This window comes from Halochromatium roseum (assembly GCF_016653315.1).
GTDB lineage: Bacteria > Pseudomonadota > Gammaproteobacteria > Chromatiales > Chromatiaceae > Lamprobacter > Lamprobacter roseus.
This window is the reverse complement of sequence record NZ_NHSH01000049.1, coordinates 43,671-65,631: the sequence shown is the minus strand read 5'-3', so window position 1 is coordinate 65,631 and position 21,961 is coordinate 43,671. Positions and strand designations below refer to the sequence as shown.

Below are 21,961 nucleotides of genomic sequence, written 5' to 3'. Positions count from 1 at the left end.
AACAAGGGCAAATTGCAGGCTGCGGTTATCCACAGCAAAACCCCTCAACGGCGCTCTCAAACGCCGATCCAGGGAACGTTATCCACAGCTCACGCACAGGGGACCCACGCAGTTAATCACAGCTAAACCACAAGATGTAGTGGTTGACAGCCATTCTGATACGTATATATTGGGAACCCTCAACGGGAACCTTCGATACAGTCGTGGGGCCACGTCTGTTTTCCACAGACGCTAACTGCCGACGAAAACCGCCGACTCAAGAACCCGATCGCTCAGGCGCACAGCGGCTCAAGCCTGCTGTCGCTCAGCCGTAGGCCCAGCCGCAATCGCCGGGCTTGGACCGATCAACGGTCCCTCTTGCTTTAGCACCAGACCACGTCAAACGAGGACTAAACCATGGCCGCTGTCTCCAAGAAGACCGACGCTACTGCGCAAACACTCACCCCGCATCAGCCTCGTGTCGAGCCGGAGTCTCAGCCCGCCAGTTCGGCTACCGTCTCGACGCTGAGTTCGAGCAGCGAGGTCGCAAGCCATCGGCCAGGTCAGGTGCAGGTGATCCGCCGCAACGGCAAGGTGACGCATTTCGATCCGAGCAAGATCAAGGTCGCAATGACCAAGGCCTTTCTTGCCGTCGAGGGCAGCAGCGCGGCGGCGTCCAGCCGCATCCATCATCTGGTCGATGAGCTTGCCGAGCAGGTGGTCTCGGCACTCACCCGCCGGCTGCCGGGTGGCGGCACCGTCCATATCGAGGATATCCAGGATCAGGTCGAGCTGGCGCTGATGCGCGCCGGCGAGCATAAGGTCGCGCGTGACTATGTGATCTATCGCGACGCGCGCGCCCGTGAGCGCGCCGAAAAGGCCGCCAGCGCGACGACCACAGCAACAGGTGAAACGGCTGGAATCCATGTCACCCTCGCCGATGGCGGCACCAGGCCACTGGACGTCGAGCGCGTGCGCCGACTGACACGCGAGGCGGCCGCCGGGCTTGAGGGGGTTGATGACCAGTTGATCATCAACGAGACGCTGCGCAACCTGTTCGACGGCGTCAAGGAGGCCGATGTCGGTCAGGCACTGGTGATGTCGGCGCGGGCGATGATCGAGCGCGAGCCGGCCTACAGCCAGGCGGCGGCGCGTCTGCTGCTGGACCTGTTGCGGCGCGAGGCGCTCGGCGAGCTGGGCATGGCGGTCGGGGTCGAGACCCAGGCCGATCTCGCCGAGCGCTACGCGGACTATTTCAGCGCCTATATCAAGACCGCCGGCGACCTGGAGCTGCTCGACAAACAGCTCAGCCGCTTCGATCTCGCCCGGCTCGGCGCCGCGCTCAGGCCCGAGCGCGATCTGCAGTTCACCTATCTCGGGCTACAGACCCTGTATGACCGCTACTTCATCCATAAGGCCGAGGGGCCGCGCATCGAATTGCCGCAGGCCTTCTTCATGCGCGTGGCGATGGGGCTGGCGATCAACGAGATCGACCGCGAGGAGCGCGCGATCGAGTTCTATGAGCTGCTGTCGAGCTTCGACTTCATGAGCAGCACGCCGACCCTGTTCAACTCCGGCAGCCTGCGCCCGCAGCTCAGCTCCTGCTACCTGACCACGGTGCCGGATGATCTCGATGGCATCTATGGCGCGATCAAGGACAACGCCCTGCTGAGCAAATTCGCTGGCGGTCTGGGTAACGACTGGACCCGGGTGCGCGGCATGGGTGCGCATATCAAGGGAACCAATGGCAAGAGCCAGGGTGTGGTGCCTTTCCTGAAGGTGGCCAACGATACGGCGGTAGCCGTGAACCAAGGTGGTAAGCGGCGAGGCGCGGTCTGCGCCTACCTCGAGACCTGGCATATCGACATCGAGGAGTTCCTGGATCTCCGGAAGAACACTGGCGATGAACGGCGCCGCACCCACGACATGAACACCGCCAACTGGGTGCCGGATCTGTTCATGAAGCGCGTCGCCGAGGATCAGCACTGGACCCTGTTCTCACCCGACGAGACCCCAGACCTGCACGACCTGACCGGCCAAGCCTTCGAGGAGGCCTATCTCGGCTACGAGGCTCGCGCCGAGCATGGCGAGCTGAAGGTGACCAAGCGCATCAAGGCCGTCGACCTCTGGCGCAAGATGCTGGCAATGCTGTTCGAGACCGGTCATCCCTGGATCGCGTTCAAGGACCCCTGCAACCTGCGCTACACCAATCAGCATGTCGGTCAGGTGCACAGCAGCAACCTCTGCACCGAGATCACCCTGCACACCAACGATCGGGAGATCGCGGTCTGCAACCTAGGCTCGGTGAACCTGGCCGCACATGTCAGCGAGCGCGGGCTCGACACCGCCAAGCTACGCAAGACCGTGCGCACCGCGATGCGCATGCTCGATAACGTCATCGACTACAACTTCTACAACGTGCCGCAGGCGCGCAATTCCAACCTGCGTCATCGGCCGGTCGGCTTGGGCCTCATGGGCTTTCAGGATGCGCTCTACGAGCTGCGCATCCCCTATGCCAGCCAAGACGCGGTGCGCTTCGCCGATCACAGTATGGAGGCGCTGAGCTACTACGCGATCGAGGCGAGCAGCGAGCTGGCTGCCGAGCGCGGGCGCTATCAGAGCTTCGATGGCAGCCTTTGGAGCCAGGGCATCCTGCCGATCGACAGCGTCCAACGCCTAGCCGAAGGCCGCGGCGGCTATCTGGAGATGGATACCAGCACAACGCTGGACTGGAACAGCCTGCGCGAGCGGGTCACGACAATCGGCATGCGCAACAGCAACTGCCTGGCGATCGCCCCGACCGCGACCATCAGCAACATCGTCGGCGTCAGCCAATCGATCGAGCCGACCTATCAGAACCTGTTCGTCAAATCGAACCTCTCCGGCGAGTTCACCGTCGTCAATCCCTACCTGGTGCGCGATCTCAAGGCGCTCGGACTCTGGGACAGCGTCATGGTCAGCGACCTCAAGTACTACGACGGCAGCCTGCAGCAGATCGACCGCATCCCCGATGAGCTAAAGGAGCTTTATGCCACTGCGTTTGAGGTCGACCCACGCTGGCTGGTCGAGGCCGGCAGCCGACGCCAGAAATGGCTGGATCAGGCACAGAGCCTGAACCTCTATATGAGCGAGCCGAGCGGCAAGAAGCTCGACAACCTCTACAAGCTGGCCTGGGTGCGCGGGCTGAAGACCACCTACTACCTGCGCTCGATGGGCGCCACCCATGTCGAGAAGTCGACCATGGCGGATACCAGCAGAGCGAATCGCCTCTCGGCCGTTGGGGGCTCTTATCAGTCACCGGGAAAGGCAAAGTCAAACGGCGGCGGCAAGCCTGTCGACCCAGCGCCCAAGGCCTGCTCGATCGATGATCCAGAGTGTGAGAGCTGCCAGTGATGAACGTTTCGTTCAAGCACACAAGTAAGGTTCATCAATGCCGCAGAAAATTCGTGACCTGCTGACAGCACTCAAGAAATCAGGCTTTGAAGAGATCCAAGGTGCAGGCAAAGGCTCCCACCGGAAACTTGTGCATCCAAAGTATCCGGGCGTGGTGACCGTCAGCGGCAAACTCGGCGACGACGCGAGACGTTATCAAGAGAAGCAAGTCGCGCAGGCAATCGCAACGGTGAGCAAATGAAAGATTTCGATCAATACCACAAGTGGGTGGAGTGGAGTGATGAAGATCAAGTGTATATCGGGAAATGCCCTGACCTCATCACTGGAATACATGGTGACGACCCAGTCGCGCTCTATGCTGAGCTTTGCGAGGTCGTGCAGGATGTCGTGAATCACTTCAAAGCAGAGAATCGCGTACTCCCAGCGCCAAAGATCCGCCCTATGAGCGAGGTTGCCTAAGATGAACCTTTCGACCAAGCCCCAAAGAGCAACATCGAGCAAACCGGTGACAGCACCTGTCTTTTGGCGCACCGCGCTTGCCGCCCTGCTTCTGGTCTCGGCCAGCGGCAACCTCAGCGTGGCCACAGAGATCGGCCCGATCGAGATCACACACGAGGATGGCCTGGTGCGCCTGACCCAAGATGGGCCGAAGATCGAGATCGCCGCGCAATTCGTTCAGCTGAGCGACGCGGAGGGCGAGTCCACTGCCGCTATCACCGCGGCCAACCGTCTCATCGAACAACAGGTGCTGAGTCAGGTCGACGCCTTTCGCGACGAGTACCAAAGCTTTCTGGCCGGCAACGACGGGGAGCATCTCGGTCCGCCCTGGGGCCTCTCGATCACCGGCGAACTGCGCTACCAAGGCCCGGTCTTCTGGACCCTTGAGCTTGAGACCTACCATTTCACCGGCGGCGCCCACGGCGGCACCGAGAACCAGGCCTTGGTATTGAGCCGCCAGAGCGGTGAGCCGATACCGGTGTCCGCGCTCTTCAAGCCAGACAGCGACTGGCAACAACGCCTTTCCGAGGCCAGCTACCAGGCGCTGATCCAGCGCGAGTCGTTCGTGCCTGATGACGAATGGTTGGTCAGTGGCACCGCACCTGAACCTGACAATTATCAGGTGCTTCTGCCGATTGCAGAAGGTCTTGAGGTGGTCTTCGGCCTGTATCAGATCGGCCCCTATGCGATTGGCATCACCCGTCTACTGCTGCCCTACTCCAGCCTCAGCGCCGTGCTCAATCCGAAACTATTCCCGAATCAGGAGCTGTGACTTGATCGACAACGCTAATCAGACCAGCGACCAGAACAGCACTGGTCACGACGAGCTACCGACCAACGAGCGCGACCCGATCCTGCGCTGGCTGCATCGGATCATGCGCGTCGCTGCCTATGTGCTCGCGATCGCGATGGTGTTCGTGATCCTGGTCGGCGTGATCAGCGTGCTCCACACCATCTACCTTAATCTGATCCAGCCGCCCTATTTCCTGATTCCGGACATCATCAAGACCTTTGGCGCCTTCCTCGCGGTGCTGATCGCTTACGAGATCTTCTCCAACATCAGGCTCTACATCCGCTCTGATGTGTTCCCGATGAAGCTGGTGGTGGCGACCGCGATCATGGCCATTGCGCGAAAGATCATCATCCTCGATATGGCCGAGTACAGTGCGCTCGACCTCATCGGCATGGGTGTCATCGTCGTCGGCCTTGGTATCACCTACTGGCTGATCTCGCTGGCCGACCGCGCTGCCGAGGCCAAAGATCAACCACCGGTCGCGGCTAGCTCACTCTTACCTGGCAGTAAGACCAAAGCGAACACCAACTGATCCAACGCGGACCTGGCTAGCATCGAGATCCATAGCAAGCCCAATCAGCTGCGTCAGATCTCGCCACGGCTTCAACCAGGCCCGCTTACAGCCTTTATCCCACAGACCACCACCACGGAGTACCACCGCATGCTGAACTGGGATGACCCCCTCGCCAACGCCAGCCCAGCGCCCGCTGCGCGCAAACGCCGCCCTCTGCAGGATCACGAGACTGCATTCAAGGCCAAAGGTCTGTTCGATTCGGATTCAGATTCAGATTCAGATAGCGATGACCAGGTTGTTGACAGCCCCGCGCCACGAGACGACGACTTCGCACTACCCAGCGCCGCGCCCGCCACAGCCTCAGCCGCGAGTTCCCTGGTTCGGCCCGGTCGAGGCATCGTCTCCAACGAGGCCCTGATGGCCACCGCGGGTCAGGCCCCCATGGTCAACCCGAACCCCACGCCGATGCAGCCAGCGTTGCTCGACGACGAGACCATGCGCACGCAACCAGCCGCGCCGGCATTCGACCCCAATGCCGAAGGCGGCGCCACCGGCCTCGAGAGCCTGGAGATCGGCGCCGGACGCATTCGCGTCGATGACAAGCGCATCATCAACTGCCACGCCGATCTCAACCAGTTGGTGCCTTTCAAGTACGACTGGGCCTGGCAGAAGTACCTCGACGCCTGCGCCAATCACTGGATGCCGCAAGAGATCAACATGAACGCGGACATCGCGCTCTGGAAAGATCCCAACGGCCTCACCGACGACGAGCGCACCATCATCAAGCGCAACCTCGGCTTCTTCTCGACCGCCGACTCGCTGGTCGCCAACAACCTGGTGCTCGCCGTCTACCGCCACATCACCAACCCCGAGTGCCGCCAGTACCTGCTGCGCCAGGCCTTCGAGGAGGCGCTGCATACCCACGCCTATCAATACGTGGTCGAGTCCCTAGGGCTGGACGAAGGCGAGATCTTCAACATGTATCGCGAGGTGCCCTCGGTCGCGCGCAAGGCCGAATGGGCGCTGCCGTTCACTCAATACCTAGCTGATCCGCATTTCCACACCGGCACGCCGGAACACGATCAAAAGCTGCTGCGCGAGCTGGTCGCCTTTTACATCATCTTCGAGGGCATCTTCTTCTACGTCGGCTTCGTGCAGGTGCTGAGCATGGGCCGGCGCAACAAGATGACCGGCACCGCCGAGCAGTTCCAATACATCCTGCGCGATGAATCGATGCACATGAACTTCGGCATCGATGTGATCAATCAGATCAAGATCGAGAACCCGCATTTATGGACAGATGCCTTCAAGCAGGAGCTGATCACCATGATCCGCGACGCGGTGCAGCTTGAGGCCGAGTATGCCCAGGAGACCATGCCACGAGGGGTATTGGGACTGAACGCACCGATGTTCGAGGAATACCTGCAGTTCATCGCCAACCGCCGCTGCGCGCAGATCGGCCTGCCGGAGCAATACCCAGGCGCCAGCAATCCCTTCCCTTGGATGTCCGAGGTGCTGGACCTGAAGAAGGAAAAGAACTTCTTCGAGACCCGGGTCACCGAGTATCAGACCGGTGGGGCGCTGAGTTGGGATTGAGGGATCACCAAGGACGCTGCTTTGTTTAAGGACCAACGCGGTATACGAGTCGCCCAGCCTTACATAATTTTAGCGAGGCTGATGTCGATCTCCGCGATCAGCTATTCGGGTCCACGCGCGCGGCATCGAGTCGGATACCAATCGGCCCGCGCGGCAGCCAGACCTCAATCATCTGGCCGCCGCGGCGGACCTGGACCGGCACCAGCTCACCGCGTGTGCCGGCACTGGTTGCCGAGCGCAAATCGTTGAAGTCCAGCACCAGCTCATCGCCGTAACGCTCGATGACATCACCGGGCATCAGGCCACTCTGGTCGCCAGCCGAACCGGCGATGACCGAATCGACACTGACCCGATTGGTCTCACCGGTTTCGTAGAGGTAACGGTCGTAGGCTTCGACGTCGAGCTCGTCGCGCAACGAGACACGCTCGGCATTCAGGGCGCGGATCTCCTCTCGATAGCGGTCGGACCCGAGCCAGCCCTCGCGCAGGGCCTGATCGCGCAGCTCGAGCCGATCCAGCTCCACCTGCGAGCGGCGCCAAAGGATCTCGTCGGCGGTGCCGGCCGCGACACCCGCGCGAACCAGGGCCTCGCGCTGCTCCTGCGGTGTGCGCGGCCGTGCGGCGTCGGCAAGACCAGCCGTTGAGGCATCATCCGCCACCGGCACTGGACGGCGCTCCAGGCTGACGACCCGCTGCTGCAACGCAACCAACTCGGCTTGCATGCGGCCCCAGCCCTGCGAGAGTTCTTCCAGGCGCGCCAACAGGATTCGTTGCTCTTCCAGCTGAGCCTGATCCTGAGCCTGCGCCTGCGCTTGGCCTGGCTCAGCAACCTGAGCCGCCCTTTCAGCGGCGGCGTCGGCTTCAGCGGCGTCGGCGGCTTTGTCGCTGGTCAGCGCCAGCGCGGAATCGACGGCATCCGAGGGGTCCAGGTCCGTCACAGGGGTTTGGATCTCAGCCCCAGCCGGCGCGTTCTCGCGCTCCTGATCGGCCAGTTCGCCAGAAAAGACCCAGGCGCCTGTGGCCAGGCCGATCGAGAAGGTCAGGATCGGAGCAAGGGTCGCTCTGAGCAGGTTGCGCTTGATCATCGGCAGCTCTCTCTTAGGTCGATATCGACAGCGCCGGCGGATAGGCGCTGTGCCATGGCGCCTTAGTCCGCCAATTGGCCCCAGGCGTTCCAGCGGCCGGGGCGCGGAAGCGGCGGATATTCAACACCCCATCGTCAGCCAGCGAGCCGATCGAGCAACACCTCCAGCACCCGCGCCGTCTCTTCATAGCGCACCGGGGATACCGCGAGCATCTCGTCCGCACGCTGCACGAAGGCGTCCGGCACCAGCTCATCAGCGCAGTGGCTACAGAGTGTGTGCAAGCTGGTTGGCGTCATCTCGAGATGGAACTGTAGGCCAAGGATGCGGCCATCGACGAGAAAGCCCTGCTGGGCGCAGGCCTCACTCTCGGCCAGGTGCAGGGCATCAGGGGGCAACGCAAAGGTCTCGCCGTGCCAATGCAAGACCTGTTGCTCGGCGGGGAGGTCTTTGCAGAAGGGGTGCGCACGCGCCGTCTCAGTGAGTCGAACCGGAAACCAACCAATCTCCTTCGTTGGATTTTGGCTCACCGGCGCACCCAGCGCCTCGGCGATCAGCTGCGCGCCGAGACAGATGCCGACCAGAGACCGGCCGGCATCGATCGCTGAGCGGATCAGCGCCTTCTCGGCACGCATCCAGGGATAGCGGTCGGCGTCGCCAACCCCCATCGGCCCGCCCATCACCACCAGGCGATCGAAGGCGTCGAGTTCCGGCAGCGCATCGCCCGCGAACAGATGGCTGAAGGCGATCGGATGACCACGGCTCTCGGCCCAGTCAGCGATCCGCGCGGGCCCCTCGAAGGGGACATGCATCAAGCAATGAATCTTCATCCACCGAGCCTCTCTGGTGAGCACGATCGCTGTTCGCCAAGGTGCCAGCGCTGCTGGAACGGCCGCTAAGCCGCCAAGGCCTGATCAAGATCGGCGATGATGTCATCGATGTGCTCGATGCCGATCGACAGCCGCACCAGATCCTCGCTGACCCCGGCACCGGCCAGCTCCTCGGGCGAGAGCTGGCGATGCGTGGTGGTCGCCGGGTGGCAGGCCAGGGTCTTGGCATCGCCGATGTTGACCAGTCGCACCGCGAGCTTCAACGCATCGATGAAGCGCGCACCACCCTCTCGGCCCCCCTTGATCCCGAACGAGAGGATCGAGCTGGCCTTGGCGCCGTCCATGTACTGCTGCACCAGCGGATAATCCGGGCTGTCTGGCAGCCCGGCATAGCGCACCCATTCGACCTTCTCATGGCCCTTGAGATACTCGGCCACCGCGATCGCGTTCTCGCAATGCCGGTCCATGCGCACTGGCAGGGTCTCGATCCCTTGCAGGATCAGAAAGCTGTTAAACGGCGAGATGGCAGCGCCCATGTTGCGCAGCGGCACCACGCGGGCACGACCGATGTAGGCCGCCGGCCCCAGCGCCTCGGTATAGACCACGCCGTGGTAGGAGACATCCGGCTCATTGAGCATCGGAAAACGCTCGGCATGCTCGGCCCAGGGGAACTGGCCGGAGTCGACCAGCACGCCGCCGATGGTGGTGCCATGGCCGCCCATGTACTTGGTCAGCGCATGCACGACGATGTCGGCGCCGTGCTCAAACGGCCGGCAGAGGTAGGGACTGGGCACCGTGTTGTCGCAGATCACCGGTACGCCATGGGCATGGGCCATCTCGGCGATCGCCCTTAGATCGGCAACATTGCCGGCCGGGTTGCCGATCGATTCGCAAAAGACCGCCTTGGTCTTGGCATCGATCTTCGCCGCCATGGTCTCGATGTCGTTCGGTTTGACCAGCCGCACCTCGATACCGAGTCGCGGCAAGGTGTGCGCGAACAGGTTGTAGGTGCCGCCATAGAGGGTCGAGCTGGCGATGATGTTGTCGCCGGCCTGCGCCAGGGTGAAGATCGCATTGGTCACCGCCGCCATGCCCGAGGCCAGGGCCAGTGCCCCGACCCCACCCTCCATCGCCGCGACGCGCTTCTCGAGCACATCGCTGGTCGGGTTCATGATCCGGGTGTAGATATTGCCCGGCACCTTCAGATCGAACAGATCGGCGCCGTGTTGGGTGTCGTCGAAGGCGTAGCTGGTGGTCTGGTAGATCGGTGTCGCCACCGCCTTGGTGGTGGGGTCCGGCTCGAAGCCGGCATGGATGGCGAGTGTCTCGAGCTTCATCGTCTCCTCCTCAGGTGCAGAGCGGCTGCAGCCATGTTTCTGGTATTTCTGATGCAAAGGGCGCGCGGGCTGGATAGCATAGCGGAATGCGCTGGGAATCCCACCAAAAGCAAACGCCAGCGCTTTCGCCAACTACTGGAGGACAGCATGGTCGAGATCAAGCACAGAGAAAGCGGTGAGGTATTGGCCAGCATCGAAGGCGATTCGCTGGTCGGAGCGGATCTGCGCGATATGCGCTTGAACGGCGCCGATCTGCAGGGAATGGACCTGACCGATGCCAATCTCGAGTTCAGCGACCTGGTCGGCGCCAATCTACAGGGCGCAACACTGACCGGCGCTAATCTGCTCAGCGCCCACCTGAACGACGCCAACCTCAGTAGGGCGAATCTAGCCCGGGTCCGCGCCGGCACCGAGCGCCCGGCCAGCATCGCCGTGCTCAATGGCGCCGACCTGACCGATGCTAACCTAGAAGGCGCCGATCTGCGTAAGGCCGAGATCCGCTTCGCCACGCTGGAAAGAGCGCTTTTGACCGGAGCTGACATGCGCGGCGCCGACTTTTGCCATAGCAACCTCAGCCAAGTGACCGCCACTCGCGCACTGTTCATCCAGGCCAACCTGCGCGAAACTGACCTCTCATCGGCTGATCTGCGGGATAGTCATCTCAACGACGCCAATCTTGTGAAAGCCAATCTTGTCCAGGCTAACCTGACCAGCAGCGAAGCCAATGGCTTCTCGGTGCTCAGCCTCGCCAACCTAGAGGGTGCAAACCTGTCGGGAGCCCGGCTGCGCAATGTTTCGGCGCAAGACGCCAACTTCCGCAATGCCAACCTGACCGGGGTCGACTTGACCAACGCCGTCCTCGGCGGCGCCATCCTGCGCGGGGCGATCGTCACAGACGCGGATTTCAAGGGCGTGCAATTGGCCAGCGTGACCATGGAGTTCGCCAACTTCTCGGCCGCGAGAAATGCCAAGATCCCGAGCTACAAGAAGAATTTGCGCTAATCGAGGCGCCGCCACTCGAAACAACCTTGGCCGAATCAACGCCAAGGCCTCGATTGCCACGACCTCGCCCCCATCTGAGGGGCCATTGAACACCCTTCGTCACCAACCCGAGCTGAACGAGCCTCCGCCGCGTGCGGGCCACCGGCCAGTCAGCCAAAATGGAATCTTGAGGAATGCCGTACTTCGTCTACAAGATCACGCCAAACATGCACTTGACTCATATTGAGACCCAGGAGCGCTATCAAGACGCCCGGACCACGGTGCGTCATCGACGAGCAGAGCGCGCCGAAGGCGACGACGCTGATTATCGGATGATCTTCGCCAAGCACCAACTCGAGGCCGAGAAGCTACTCTCCAAACCAAAAGATCATCGCGTTATCGGCGAGGACTGACCCGCAGCAAGGGGCTGCTCAAGACTGTCGCGATTCCTCTTCGGCCCAAAGGAACTGCAGCACCTTGCGCACGTAGTTCTGCGTCTCCGGGAAGGGCGGTATCTGGTTGCCGTAGCGTTTGACCGCGCCCTCGCCGGCATTGTAGCCCGCTAACGCGAGCCGGATATCGTTATCGAATAGATTAAGCAGGAAGCGAAGGTAGGCGGCACCGCCTTCGATGTTCTGCGCCGGGTCCCAGATCTCGGTGACCCGGAAGCGCTCTGCTGTCGCCGGCATCAGCTGCATCAGCCCGCAGGCTCCAGCGTGCGAGAGCGCGTCCGGCTTGTAGGCTGACTCCGTGCGGATCACCGCATGTAAGAGTTCCGGTAACAGCCCGTGGCGCCGAGCAGCACTTTCGATAAGCGGCTGATAGCGCGTCCGGCGCGCCCACATCGATCCACTCACCGGAGCCACCGGCCGCTTCTTGTAGACCTCTGCAGCGGCGGCCTCGGCCTCCGAGAGCGCCTTGAGTCGGGCATTCACCTCCGCTTGTTTGCGCCGAATCGACTCCGACTGCTCTCGGTTCTGGGCCGCCAGCCGGGTCGCGGTGCGCTTCCACTCGAGTTTGAGGCCTGCGCTGGTCAAAGGCTCATCAGAAAAGAAGACATTGCCATGTTGGTCGACGTACTTGAAGACATCCGCGCTGACGGACTCCGTCGCCAGCACGACGACCAGACTGCTCGCGACCAGCCCAACAGCCGAACACCAACGCCCAACGCCGCCGACGCATGCCTTGGCTGACAACCGGGGCCTGGTCTCAGTGGCCATTGCCTTTGCCGCCACCTCGCGCGACAACCTCTCCGGAAAACGCGAAAACCGGGCCGAAACAGCGAATTGGGTCATTCGAGGGCGCACTCGATTTCTTCAGTTCAAACGGATGCTTAACCATTGTCTTTGATGTAGTTTAGAGCACGAGCCACAAACGTCAACTCATCGCCAATCGGCTATTGCTTTTATCCCACCCCCGCCTATACTCGAACTGCACAACAATATGATCGTTTCCTAGGGGGAAAACTCGTGAACCGACGAATCTTTCTTGGCGCAGCCTTGACCGCGGCGTCAGCGCCTGCCTTTGCCCGCCGCAACCTTGACACGCCTCGCATTCTCTCTCTCCATCATCTCCACACCGACGAACGCCTGACACTGACCTACCGCAAGGGCGATCACTATCAACGCAGCGCGTTGGCGCGACTCAACAATTTCTTACGAGACTTCCGCACCGGCGACATCGCCACCATCGATCCGCAGCTGTTCGACCTGCTGTACGACATCAAGCAGTCGCTTGGCCACACCGACGCCGTCTTCGAGATCGTCAGCGGCTACCGCTCCCCAAAGACCAACGCGATGCTCAGCAGAACCTCAAGCGGGGTCGCAAAACGCAGTTTGCACATGAGCGGCAAAGCCATCGATATCCGCCTCAGCGATATGCCAACACGCAGTATCCGCGACGCAGCCCTGCGGCTGAGCAGAGGTGGCGTCGGCTATTACTCGCGCTCCAATTTCGTCCATCTCGACACAGGAACGGTCAGGCAGTGGGGGGCCTAGGCCGATCTCGGCATCGATTTTGATCCAAGCCCTAGCGCTCATGTCACGGCGCCACCCAGGAACAGGTATCGCGTGACATTCACGTTCACCGACGCGCCTTAGATGTTTGCCGAGCCCGCCTTTCGCTCTGCTTTCAAACGCAGACGCGGAGCGGGCTCTTCAGCGGCCTCATGCGGGCGCCAACGGCTTGATCTCTTGCTGTTCGTCAACCATTCGCGGCACGCGCATCGATAAAGGCCAAGGCCCGATCGATGCGGCGCAAGGCCGCCGGCTTGCTGACCAACTGCAGGGTGATATCGATGCCAGGCGATGCAGCGCGGCCAACGATAGCCACTCGCAGCGGCTGGGCCACCTTCCCCATATTCAGCTCAAGCGCCTCGGAAACCCGCTCGATCACGCGGTGCAGCGTCTCCGGCTCCCAATCCTCGAGCGCCAACATATCCAGTTCGGCGCGCAGCCGCTCGAGCACCGGTCGCGCGACCGGCCGCAAATGCTTCTTTGCGGCAGTCTCGTCGTAGTCGTCGAAATCTTGATAGCAAAAGGCGCTGATGCGCGCCAACTCAGTCAGCGTCTTGGCTCGCGCAGCCTGCGCCTCGACCACGGCAACCAGGTCCGGCCCCTCGGTGGGATCAATCCCGATCTCGCCCATGTGCGGACTCAGGAGCCGCGCGATCCGCAGTGGATCAGCGTGCTGGATGTAGTGCTGGTTGAGCCAGTCGAGCTTGTCGACGTTGAAGGCCGAGGCGGCGGTGTTGACGTCGGCAATATCGAACAACGAGATCATCTCATCGAGTGAAAAGACCTCTTGGTCTCCGTGCGACCAACCCAGGCGGATCAGATAGTTGAGCAGCGCCTCGGGCAGATAGCCAGCGTCCCGATACGCGACCACGCTGACCGCCCCATGGCGCTTCGACAATCGCTTACCATCCGGACCCAGAATCATCGGCACATGCGCATACTTAGGCGGCTCGTGGCCCAGCGCCTTGAGGATATTGATCTGGCGCGGGGTATTGGTCAGATGGTCATCGCCGCGGATGACGTGGCTGATCTGCATCTCGGCATCGTCGACGACCACGGTCAGGTTATAGGTCGGCGAGCCGTCGCTGCGGCGGATGATCAGATCATCCAGCTCGGCATTGGCAAAGGGCACCCGGCCGCGGATCAGATCCTCGACGATCACCGCGCCATCGACCGGGTTCTTGAAGCGCACCACATGCGGTTGCTCGGGATCGATCTGGCGGCCACGGCAATGACCGTCGTAGCGCGGCTTCACCCTGGCCGCCATCTGCTTGTCGCGCAGGCGCTCGAGCCGCTCCTTCGGACAGTCGCAGCGATACGCAAGGCCTTTGTCGAGCAGCTCATCGATCACCGTTTGATAGCGCTCGAAACGTTCGGTCTGGAAGAATGGCCCCTCATCGTAGTCGAGACCAAGCCAGGTCATGCCCTCCATGATCGCGTTTACGGACTCCGCCGTAGAGCGCTCAAGATCGGTATCCTCGATCCTGAGCACGAATTGCCCCCCATGCCGGCGTGCGAACAGGTAACTGAACAGCGCTGTGCGGGCTCCGCCCACATGCAGGTAGCCAGTCGGAGATGGGGCAAAACGGGTACGAACGGTCATCGCGCTGCTCTCAGGTCTGTTGCAACATGCCAAGGTCGGCGATGATAGCAGAGGCGCTGCCCGCCGTTTTCCACTTGCTTGGCGGCCCGCCGACCGTCACTTGCTAGAAGCCGCCAGCCAAAGCGCTAAGCCCGCAAGTCGAGCAAGCGCAAGGCGCTGGTCTGACACGCGCGACAACACGCTCGAATAACACGCACAAACAACTTGGACCCGAGGAGACTTCATGAAAGCCAGTCGCCCCATCGCCATCGGCATCGCCGTGCTGGGACTCATCCTGCTGATCGCCGGCCCGCTCATCCCTGGCGGCGAGCGGCTGGTGCGCAACGCACCCATCGGCAGCGGCCATATCACCGATCTCGCACGCGCCGATGACGGCTCCATCCTGGCCGGCACCCAAGACGGTGAGCTCTGGCGTTACGCCAGCGATCTTTGGACCCGCGTTAACGTGAATCTGGACGGCCATCCGGTCACCGCGCTCTCAGCAGACCTCTCCGGCGACGCTTCGAAGGGCCCGATCGGCACCGGCGGCGGCCTCTACAATGTCCCAGCCGGCATGCCAGCACTACCGGTACGAGTGCGCGACGAGATCCTAGCCGGCGGCCGGCTCTTGGTCGGGACTGGCAACGGACTCTATGTGCAGGGCGACGGCCAATGGCTGCAGGCGCTCGAAGGCACCAGCATCTATCGGCTCGAAACCCAGCAACGAGCCGATGAGCTTTGGCTGCACATTGGCAGCGTCGGTGAGGGGGTCTACTCTGCCAAGGCCACTGATCTGCTCAGTTGGCAGCCCAACCGCGAGGGACTGCCCGAGGGCATCAACATCTTCAGCTTCGTCATCACCGACGGCGGTCGGCTGATCGCCGGCAGCGACAAGGGCCTATACTGGCAGCCAGAACCGCTACAGCCCTGGCAGCGGCTGAAGGTCGGCCTCGAGAACAGCCGCATGCTCTCGCTCTATCTTGAGCCCGCCAAGTCCAAGCAGGCCGCGCGGCTGTGGATCGGCAGCGATGATGGCCTGTTGCGCGTCGAGATCGATGAGTCAGACGACGCCCTAGAGGCCAAGGCCTTTGCCGAGCTGATCCAGGCGCCACCGAACCATGTGCAGTATGGGGTGAGCTGGATCGTACCCTTCGGCGACGGTGTCATGCTGAGCGCCGGCTCGGTCTATCAGTTTGGTCCGATGGGGCTTAAGGGCTGGTACTGGATCTCGCTTGCCGGCCTGATACTGTTGATCCTTGGTGGCTTGTTGATACCGAGCCGAAACGACGCCGATGCCGACAAGACCGCCTAGAGCCAAGGCGACCACCATTGAACGACCCTCTTTTATGAAGCTTTTTATGATCCTGCTCGGTAGCGCCCTGTTGATTGGCATCATTGCGATGCTGGTCTTTGTCTACGTGATCCAGAACGTCGAGAAGCCTGAGTATCAGGCCATCGTTCAAGATGGCGATTTCGAGCTGCGCGACTACCCACCACTCGTCGTCGCCGAGGTCAACGGCAGCGGTAGCCGCCAACAGAGCTTGAGCAGCGGCTTCGGCCCACTCGCTCGCTACATCTTCGCCAAGGAGCGCGGCGGCGAGCGCATCGCCATGACCGCGCCGGTACAACAACGCAAGCTTGCGGCCGATGAAAAGATCGCAATGACGGCGCCGGTAACTCAGACCCCAGCGAACGATGGTAACTGGACCATCCAGTTCATCATGCCGTCCGAGTATGGATTGGATGATCTGCCGCCACCCAGCAACGAGCAGGTTCGCCTGGAGCACATCCCCGCGCGGCGCGTTGCCGCCCTGCGCTTCAGTGGCAGGACCACTGACCAGGCCATCGCTGAGCAGCAAGCCCGGCTCGAGACTTGGATGGCTGAACGCGGGCTCGAGCCGCGCGGCGAGCCGATCTATGCCTACTACAACGATCCCTTCACACCCGGACCGCTGCGTCGCAACGAGGTCATGTTCGAAGTCTCACTCCAGCAACCTTGAGCCAGCACAACGCAGCAGCAACGGCTTGCTGCGCCTGGCTATATCGGCCCTGCGCCTGATGAGCCCCAGTCACGATCAACCCTCGCATAGGAGAGCGCTTGCCAATGAAGTCTTTAACCCACCTCGAGCGTCTCGAGGCGGAGAGCATCCACATCATGCGCGAGGTCGCGGCCGAAGCCGAAAAGCCGGTGATGCTGTACTCGGTCGGCAAGGATTCCGCGGCCATGCTGCATGTTGCGAGAAAGGCCTTCTATCCATCGCCGCCGCCCTTCCCGCTCTTACACGTGGATACCACCTGGAAGTTTCAGGCCATGTATGAGCTGCGCGAGCGCGCCGCCCGCGAGGCTGGCATGGAACTGCTGGTGCATCAGAACCCCGAGGCCAAGGCGCGCGGTATCAACCCGTTCGACCACGGCAGCCTGCATACCGACCTTTGGAAGACCGAGGGCCTGAAGCAGGCACTTGATCATTACGGTTTTGACGCCGCCTTTGGCGGCGCAAGGCGCGACGAGGAGAAGAGCCGCGCCAAGGAGCGCATCTTCTCCTTCCGCTCCGCCAACCACCGCTGGGATCCGAAGAACCAGCGCCCCGAGCTCTGGCGGCTCTATAACACGCGCAAAAACAAAGGCGAGAGCATCCGCGTCTTCCCGATGTCGAACTGGACCGAACTCGACATCTGGCAGTACATCCATGTCGAGGGCATCGAGATCGTCCCGCTCTACTTCAGCGCGCCGCGTCCGACCGTCGAGCGTGATGGCTTGTTGCTGATGGTCGATGACGAGCGTTTTCGGTTTCGGGATGGCGAGCAGGTCGAGGAGCGCTGGATTCGCTTCCGCACCCTCGGCTGCTACCCGCTCACTGGCGCCGTCGAGAGTCGCGCCCAGACCCTGCCCGAGGTCATCCAAGAGATGCTGCTGACCACCACCTCCGAGCGCCAAGGCCGCGCCATCGACCATGATCAGTCGGCCAGCATGGAGAAGAAGAAACAAGAGGGGTACTTCTGATGAGCGCACCGGCCGAGCCTGTCTACCGCACCGAGGCGCTGATCGCCGAGGACATCGACGCCTACCTGGAGCAGCATCAGCACAAGACGATGCTCCGCTTCATCACCTGCGGCAGCGTCGATGACGGCAAGTCGACCCTGATCGGGCGCCTGCTCTACGACAGCAAGATGATCTTCGAGGATCAGCTCGCCTCGCTGGAGGCCGACTCCAAGCGCGTCGGCACCCAAGGCGAGGCAATCGATTTCGCCCTGCTGGTCGACGGCCTCGCTGCCGAGCGCGAGCAGGGCATCACCATCGATGTCGCCTATCGCTTCTTCGCCACCGAGGCGCGCAAGTTCATCGTCGCCGACACCCCGGGCCATGAGCAGTACACCCGCAACATGGTCACCGGTGCCTCCACCGCACAGTTGGCGGTGATCCTGATCGATGCGCGCAAAGGGATACTGACCCAGACCCGTCGCCATAGCTACCTGGCCAAGCTGGTCGGCATCCGCCACGTCTTGCTGGCGATCAACAAGATGGATCTGGTCGACTACCAGCAGTCGGTATTCGACGAGATCGTCGCCGACTATCGCGCCTTCGCCCAACAGATCGGCATCGAGGACTTCGTCGCGGTGCCGGTCTCGGGCCTGATGGGCGACAACATCATCACCCTGAGCGAGGCCACGCCTTGGTATCAGGGTCCGACCCTGCTGCATCATCTGGAGACGGTCGAGATCGACGAGCAGCTTCTCGCGGCTCAGCCGTTCCGCATGCCGGTGCAATGGGTCAATCGGCCGAACCTGGATTTCCGTGGCTTCTCCGGCCAGATCGTCAGCGGCACGGTGCGCCCCGGCGATGCCGTGAAGGTCCAACCCGGCGCTCAAGGCTCCACCATCGCCCGCGTGGTCACCCTGGATGGCGACCTGGATGCCGCGCACGCCGGACAATCGGTGACACTGACGCTCAACGATGAGATCGACTGCTCACGCGGCCAGGTCATCACCGCCGCCGAGCAGCCGGTCGAGGTCGCTGATCAGTTCGAGGCCACCCTGGTCTGGATGGCCGAGGAGCCGATGCTGCCGGGCCGTACCTACCTGATGAAGATCGGCACCAACCTGCTTACCGCGACCGTCACCAGCCAGAAGTACCAGATCAATATCAACAGCCTCGCCCATGAGCCCGGCAAGACGCTAGAGTTGAACGGCATCGGCGTCTGCAACATCGCCACCGATCGCGCCATCCCGTTCGAGGCCTATGAGCAGACTCCGGATCTGGGCGGCTTCATCCTCATCGACCGTTTCACCAATGCCACCATCGGCGCCGGGATGATTCACTTCGCGCTGCGCCGCAGCCACAACCTGCCCTGGCAGCACATCGAGGTGGACCGCGCTGCCCACGCGGCGATGAAGCAGCAGCAACCGAGATTGGTCTGGCTCACCGGCCTACCGGCGGCGGGCAAATCGACCATCGCCAACCTGGTCGAGAAGAAGCTGCACGCGCTCGGCCGTCATACCTTCCTGCTCGATGGCCGTAACGTCCGCCATGGCCTGAGTCAGGATCTCGGCTTCACCAAGGCCGATCGGGTCGAGAACATCCGCCGCGTCGGCGCCGTCGCCCGGCTGATGACCGACGCCGGTCTCATCGTCATCTGCGCCTTCATCTCGCCGTTCCGCAGCGAGCGCGAGCAGGTGCGGCAGCTGATGCCCGAGGGCGAGTTCATCGAGGTCTTCATCGATACGCCGCTCTCGGTCGCCGAGGCGCGTGATCCGGAAGGGCTCTATCAGCGCGCCCGCGCTGGTGAGTTGAAGAACCTGACTGGTGTTGATAGTCCCTATGAGCCGCCGGAGCATCCGGAGCTGCATATCGACACGACAGCGCTATCGGCTGAAGAGGCTGCTGATCAGATTGTCGCGCACTGCCTAAACTGAGGCCGACGTGGACTCAACGGTGATCGAAAATCAGGTTCGCCATCGCGCAATCAAAGCGCTTGAGGTAGCCAATGAAATACAAAGTGTCTCTGCGAAGAACTGACGAGGGCTTTAGCGTTTCCTGCCCAGGTCTACCTGGCTGCTGGTCTCAAGGGAAAACAGAGCAAGAAGCGTTAGAAAACATCGCAGACGCGATCACCGACTACATCGCAGTCTCGACGGATCTAGCTGCAACGGAAGAGACCTCGGGCGCCTTGCCAAACAGGTCAGCGACCGACAGCCTCAGGCCCGGCAACATGGGCTCAGCGGTGAGCGTATCACCCGCGCCGCGCAACTCTAGCTCCGTGGGACTGCGATAGCAGCTCACCCGTCGGCGGCGCGGGTCCAAGATCCAGACCAGCTCAACCCCAATACTGAAGTAGTCATCCAGCTTGGCGGTGATCTCGGTCCAACGATCGTTCGGCGAGATGATCTCGACGACCAGTTCCGGCGCAACATCCAAGTATCCGCTCGGCGACGCCCGAGCGAGGCGATTTTGCGAGACGAAGGCGAGGTCAGCACCGCGCAACGTATCAGGATCACGCCGGATGATAATGCCAACCTCGCCTGTCAGCACGACGCCGACTGGGTTGGCGTCGACGTACTGCTGGAGCTTGCTGGTCATCCGGGCTTCGATGGATGCGTGCGGCCAGCCGGTTGGCGGCATCGGAAAAAACCTCCCGTCGATGAGTTCCCCAAGACTGTCGCCCACAGCATCAGGTAGCTCCTCGATGGTGAAAAGACGATGCGATTCCGGCTGGTAAGCGGTTGCGATAGACATCGGCATGGATGATGAGGACAAGATTGCTCATGCATTGAAGGTCAATATTAGCCCGCCCTGTTTATCCATGCCATCTTGGACTACCTTGGGCACTTTGGTCCACGTGCGGCGGAATCTTAAGAGCTCAACGCCCTATTTTTCCTTTGTCAGTCTGGAACACCTACCGCAGCCGCTAGCTCGGTTGATACTTGCAGACGGCGGCCTGCGCGTCATCCCGAAATTGATCCCTCAATGACAACCTCAACCCGAGCGACCCGGCGGCTCCGTACCACGACTGATGATCTCGATATAGCGGGCGTAGCTGAACAGCCGATTGCGCTTCTGCGCCGTCAACTCCTTCACAATGCCGAGCTGTTCTAAGTGGCCAAGCGCCTTATTGACGGTCGCTGGAGTCAGACTAGTCTCCTCCACCAGCGAGCCGGAGGTCGCGATGGGATGCGCCATCAGTGCTCGGTGAACCCGCAAGCTGGATGCAGCCGCGCGACCAAGCATGCTGATCTTGTCACGATCCTGGCTTGTCAGCGCGAGCAGTTGCTGGGCGGTCTCCACCGCTTGGGTAGCCGTGACGATCACTGCCTCGGCAAAGAACGCGAGCCAGGCTTCCCAGTCACCGGTCTGGCGCACGCGGTTGAGCAGTTCGTAATAATGCTGGCGGTGCGCCTTGAAGTAGAGGCTGAGGTAGAGCAGCGGCTCGCGCAAGACCGACTCCGAGCACAACAGCAGCGTGATCAGCAAACGCCCCAGGCGGCCATTCCCATCAAGAAACGGGTGGATCGTCTCGAACTGCACATGGGCGAACGCCGCCTTGAGCAGCACTGGGGTCGGTTCCGGCTGGTCATGCAGGAACAGCTCAAGCTTGCTCATGCATTCCATGACGGCATCGGCCGGAGGTGGGACGAAGGTCGCATTGCCTGGCCGGGTACCGCCGATCCAGTTCTGGCTGCGTCGGAACTCGCCTGGGGTTTGGCTGCTGCCCCGCCCCTTGCTCAGGAGCACGCCATGGATCTCGCGGAGCAGCCGCAGCGATAATGGCAGCCCCTCTTCCAGCAGTCGCAGGCCATGATCGAGGGCAGCGACATAGTTGCTGACCTCCCGCACGTCATCCAGCGGCACTCCAGGCTCCTGTTCCAACTCGAACAGCAGCAGGTCCGACAGGGACGATTGGGTTCCCTCAATCATGGATGAAAGCACGGCCTCCTTGCGGACATACATGTAGAGGAACAGCGAGGTGTCTGGCAGCAGGGTCGAGACGCTGTCCAGTCGCCCGAGCGCCAGCAGTGCCTGGTCGAATTTGCTACGCAGATCAGGCGTCCAGTCGATCGGTGGATGCGGCGGCAGCGGCGCCGGCACGAAGGCATTTGCCTTCTCGCGTACTGTCGAAATGGTCACATAGCGGCCTTGGCTGTCTCGCTTCATTCGGCCTGCCTCTGGCCTCCCTAAAATAAGGTTCGACTTTATTTTACCTTAAGCCATCATTGTAAAATACAAGCCGAGCATCTTAAAAGCTCGCTTGGGCAGTCTTGATAGACACGGTAAAGGCATGTGAGCCTCACCGACCGAGAGCGATGCCGGGATCACTTAGGCTCATCCGCGGCGAGAGAGGCGCGATTGGTTGGCCGATCGGTCAC

The 21,961-nt window shown here is 61.8% G+C and carries 19 protein-coding genes and 1 pseudogene; 13 read left to right on the top strand and 7 right to left on the bottom strand.

Annotated features, from left to right (window positions below):
• Positions 1-396: 396 nt before the first annotated feature.
• The 5 genes from CCR96_RS08545 (at position 397) to CCR96_RS08525 (ending at position 6,773) form a co-directional block, all read left to right on the top strand.
• Positions 397-3,372 carry a ribonucleoside-diphosphate reductase subunit alpha gene (locus tag CCR96_RS08545; protein ID WP_201219711.1) on the top strand — a complete coding sequence of 992 codons (2,976 nt, stop codon included), beginning with the start codon at positions 397-399 and terminating at the stop codon, positions 3,370-3,372.
• 37 nt (positions 3,373-3,409) lie between these two features.
• Positions 3,410-3,613, top strand: coding sequence for a type II toxin-antitoxin system HicA family toxin (locus tag CCR96_RS08540; protein WP_201219710.1), 204 nt, complete (start codon positions 3,410-3,412; stop codon positions 3,611-3,613).
• 264 nt (positions 3,614-3,877) lie between these two features.
• Positions 3,878-4,642 carry a DUF3298 domain-containing protein gene (locus tag CCR96_RS08535; protein ID WP_201219709.1) on the top strand — a complete coding sequence of 255 codons (765 nt, stop codon included), beginning with the start codon at positions 3,878-3,880 and terminating at the stop codon, positions 4,640-4,642.
• A gap of 1 nt (position 4,643) precedes the next feature.
• Positions 4,644-5,195, top strand: coding sequence for a phosphate-starvation-inducible PsiE family protein (locus CCR96_RS08530; protein WP_242518757.1), 552 nt, complete (start codon positions 4,644-4,646; stop codon positions 5,193-5,195).
• 129 nt (positions 5,196-5,324) lie between these two features.
• On the top strand, positions 5,325-6,773 hold the full coding sequence (locus CCR96_RS08525) for a ribonucleotide-diphosphate reductase subunit beta (RefSeq protein ID WP_242518755.1): 1,449 nt from the start codon (positions 5,325-5,327) through the stop codon (positions 6,771-6,773).
• A 97-nt stretch (positions 6,774-6,870) separates the two neighbouring features.
• Here the strand turns inward: CCR96_RS08525 and CCR96_RS08520 are convergent, their stop codons facing one another.
• From CCR96_RS08520 to CCR96_RS08510, 3 genes are all read right to left on the bottom strand, one after another.
• Positions 6,871-7,857, bottom strand: a complete 987-nt coding sequence (locus CCR96_RS08520) for a PDZ domain-containing protein (RefSeq protein ID WP_201219707.1) — start codon at positions 7,855-7,857, stop codon at positions 6,871-6,873.
• Between the two features lie 134 nt (positions 7,858-7,991).
• Positions 7,992-8,666, bottom strand: coding sequence for a type 1 glutamine amidotransferase (locus CCR96_RS08515; RefSeq protein WP_242518753.1), 675 nt, complete (start codon positions 8,664-8,666; stop codon positions 7,992-7,994).
• Positions 8,667-8,749: 83 nt separating this feature from the next.
• Positions 8,750-10,021 (bottom strand): O-acetylhomoserine aminocarboxypropyltransferase/cysteine synthase family protein, encoded by a 1,272-nt coding sequence (locus CCR96_RS08510; protein ID WP_201219705.1) that lies wholly within the window; start codon positions 10,019-10,021, stop codon positions 8,750-8,752.
• A 33-nt stretch (positions 10,022-10,054) separates the two neighbouring features.
• Here CCR96_RS08510 and CCR96_RS08505 point away from each other — a divergent pair, with 33 nt between their 5' ends.
• Together CCR96_RS08505 and CCR96_RS08500 are read left to right on the top strand one after the other, a co-directional pair.
• Entirely contained in the window at positions 10,055-11,023 is a 969-nt protein-coding gene (locus tag CCR96_RS08505; RefSeq protein ID WP_338035846.1) for a pentapeptide repeat-containing protein, read from the top strand.
• A gap of 173 nt (positions 11,024-11,196) precedes the next feature.
• On the top strand, positions 11,197-11,415 hold the full coding sequence (locus CCR96_RS08500) for a hypothetical protein (protein WP_201219704.1): 219 nt from the start codon (positions 11,197-11,199) through the stop codon (positions 11,413-11,415).
• A gap of 18 nt (positions 11,416-11,433) precedes the next feature.
• On the opposite strand, the gene CCR96_RS08495 is transcribed toward CCR96_RS08500, so the two are convergent.
• Positions 11,434-12,222: a transglycosylase SLT domain-containing protein gene (locus CCR96_RS08495; RefSeq protein ID WP_201219703.1), complete on the bottom strand. Its 789-nt coding sequence runs from the start codon at positions 12,220-12,222 to the stop codon at positions 11,434-11,436.
• A gap of 249 nt (positions 12,223-12,471) precedes the next feature.
• Between CCR96_RS08495 and mepK the strand changes: the two genes are divergently transcribed.
• Positions 12,472-12,999 carry a peptidoglycan L,D-endopeptidase MepK gene (gene mepK, locus CCR96_RS08490; RefSeq protein ID WP_201219702.1) on the top strand — a complete coding sequence of 176 codons (528 nt, stop codon included), beginning with the start codon at positions 12,472-12,474 and terminating at the stop codon, positions 12,997-12,999.
• Positions 13,000-13,204: 205 nt separating this feature from the next.
• Here the strand turns inward: mepK and gltX are convergent, their stop codons facing one another.
• Positions 13,205-14,620 carry a glutamate--tRNA ligase gene (gene gltX, locus CCR96_RS08485; protein ID WP_201219701.1) on the bottom strand — a complete coding sequence of 472 codons (1,416 nt, stop codon included), beginning with the start codon at positions 14,618-14,620 and terminating at the stop codon, positions 13,205-13,207.
• 223 nt (positions 14,621-14,843) lie between these two features.
• Between gltX and CCR96_RS08480 the strand changes: the two genes are divergently transcribed.
• The 5 genes and pseudogenes from CCR96_RS08480 to CCR96_RS24515 all read left to right on the top strand — a co-directional run.
• Positions 14,844-15,911 carry a ligand-binding sensor domain-containing protein gene (locus tag CCR96_RS08480; protein WP_201219700.1) on the top strand — a complete coding sequence of 356 codons (1,068 nt, stop codon included), beginning with the start codon at positions 14,844-14,846 and terminating at the stop codon, positions 15,909-15,911.
• Positions 15,912-15,945: 34 nt separating this feature from the next.
• Complete coding sequence (locus CCR96_RS08475; RefSeq protein ID WP_201219699.1) at positions 15,946-16,599, top strand: SOUL family heme-binding protein; 654 nt, start codon at positions 15,946-15,948, stop codon at positions 16,597-16,599.
• Between the two features lie 104 nt (positions 16,600-16,703).
• The gene (cysD, locus tag CCR96_RS08470; protein ID WP_338035845.1) at positions 16,704-17,603 is read left to right on the top strand and encodes a sulfate adenylyltransferase subunit CysD; all 900 of its coding nucleotides are present in this window, start codon (positions 16,704-16,706) and stop codon (positions 17,601-17,603) included.
• Positions 17,603-19,513: a sulfate adenylyltransferase subunit CysN gene (gene cysN, locus CCR96_RS08465; RefSeq protein ID WP_201219697.1), complete on the top strand. Its 1,911-nt coding sequence runs from the start codon at positions 17,603-17,605 to the stop codon at positions 19,511-19,513. The genes cysD and cysN overlap by 1 nt, the downstream gene beginning before the upstream one ends.
• A gap of 71 nt (positions 19,514-19,584) precedes the next feature.
• Positions 19,585-19,704, top strand: a pseudogene (locus CCR96_RS24515) (type II toxin-antitoxin system HicB family antitoxin); the annotation flags it as partial.
• Between the two features lie 11 nt (positions 19,705-19,715).
• Here the strand turns inward: CCR96_RS24515 and CCR96_RS24510 are convergent.
• Positions 19,716-20,333 (bottom strand): Uma2 family endonuclease, encoded by a 618-nt coding sequence (locus CCR96_RS24510; protein WP_242518752.1) that lies wholly within the window; start codon positions 20,331-20,333, stop codon positions 19,716-19,718.
• Between the two features lie 240 nt (positions 20,334-20,573).
• Entirely contained in the window at positions 20,574-21,749 is a 1,176-nt protein-coding gene (locus tag CCR96_RS08455; protein WP_201219695.1) for a Fic family protein, read from the bottom strand.
• Positions 21,750-21,961: the final 212 nt, after the last annotated feature.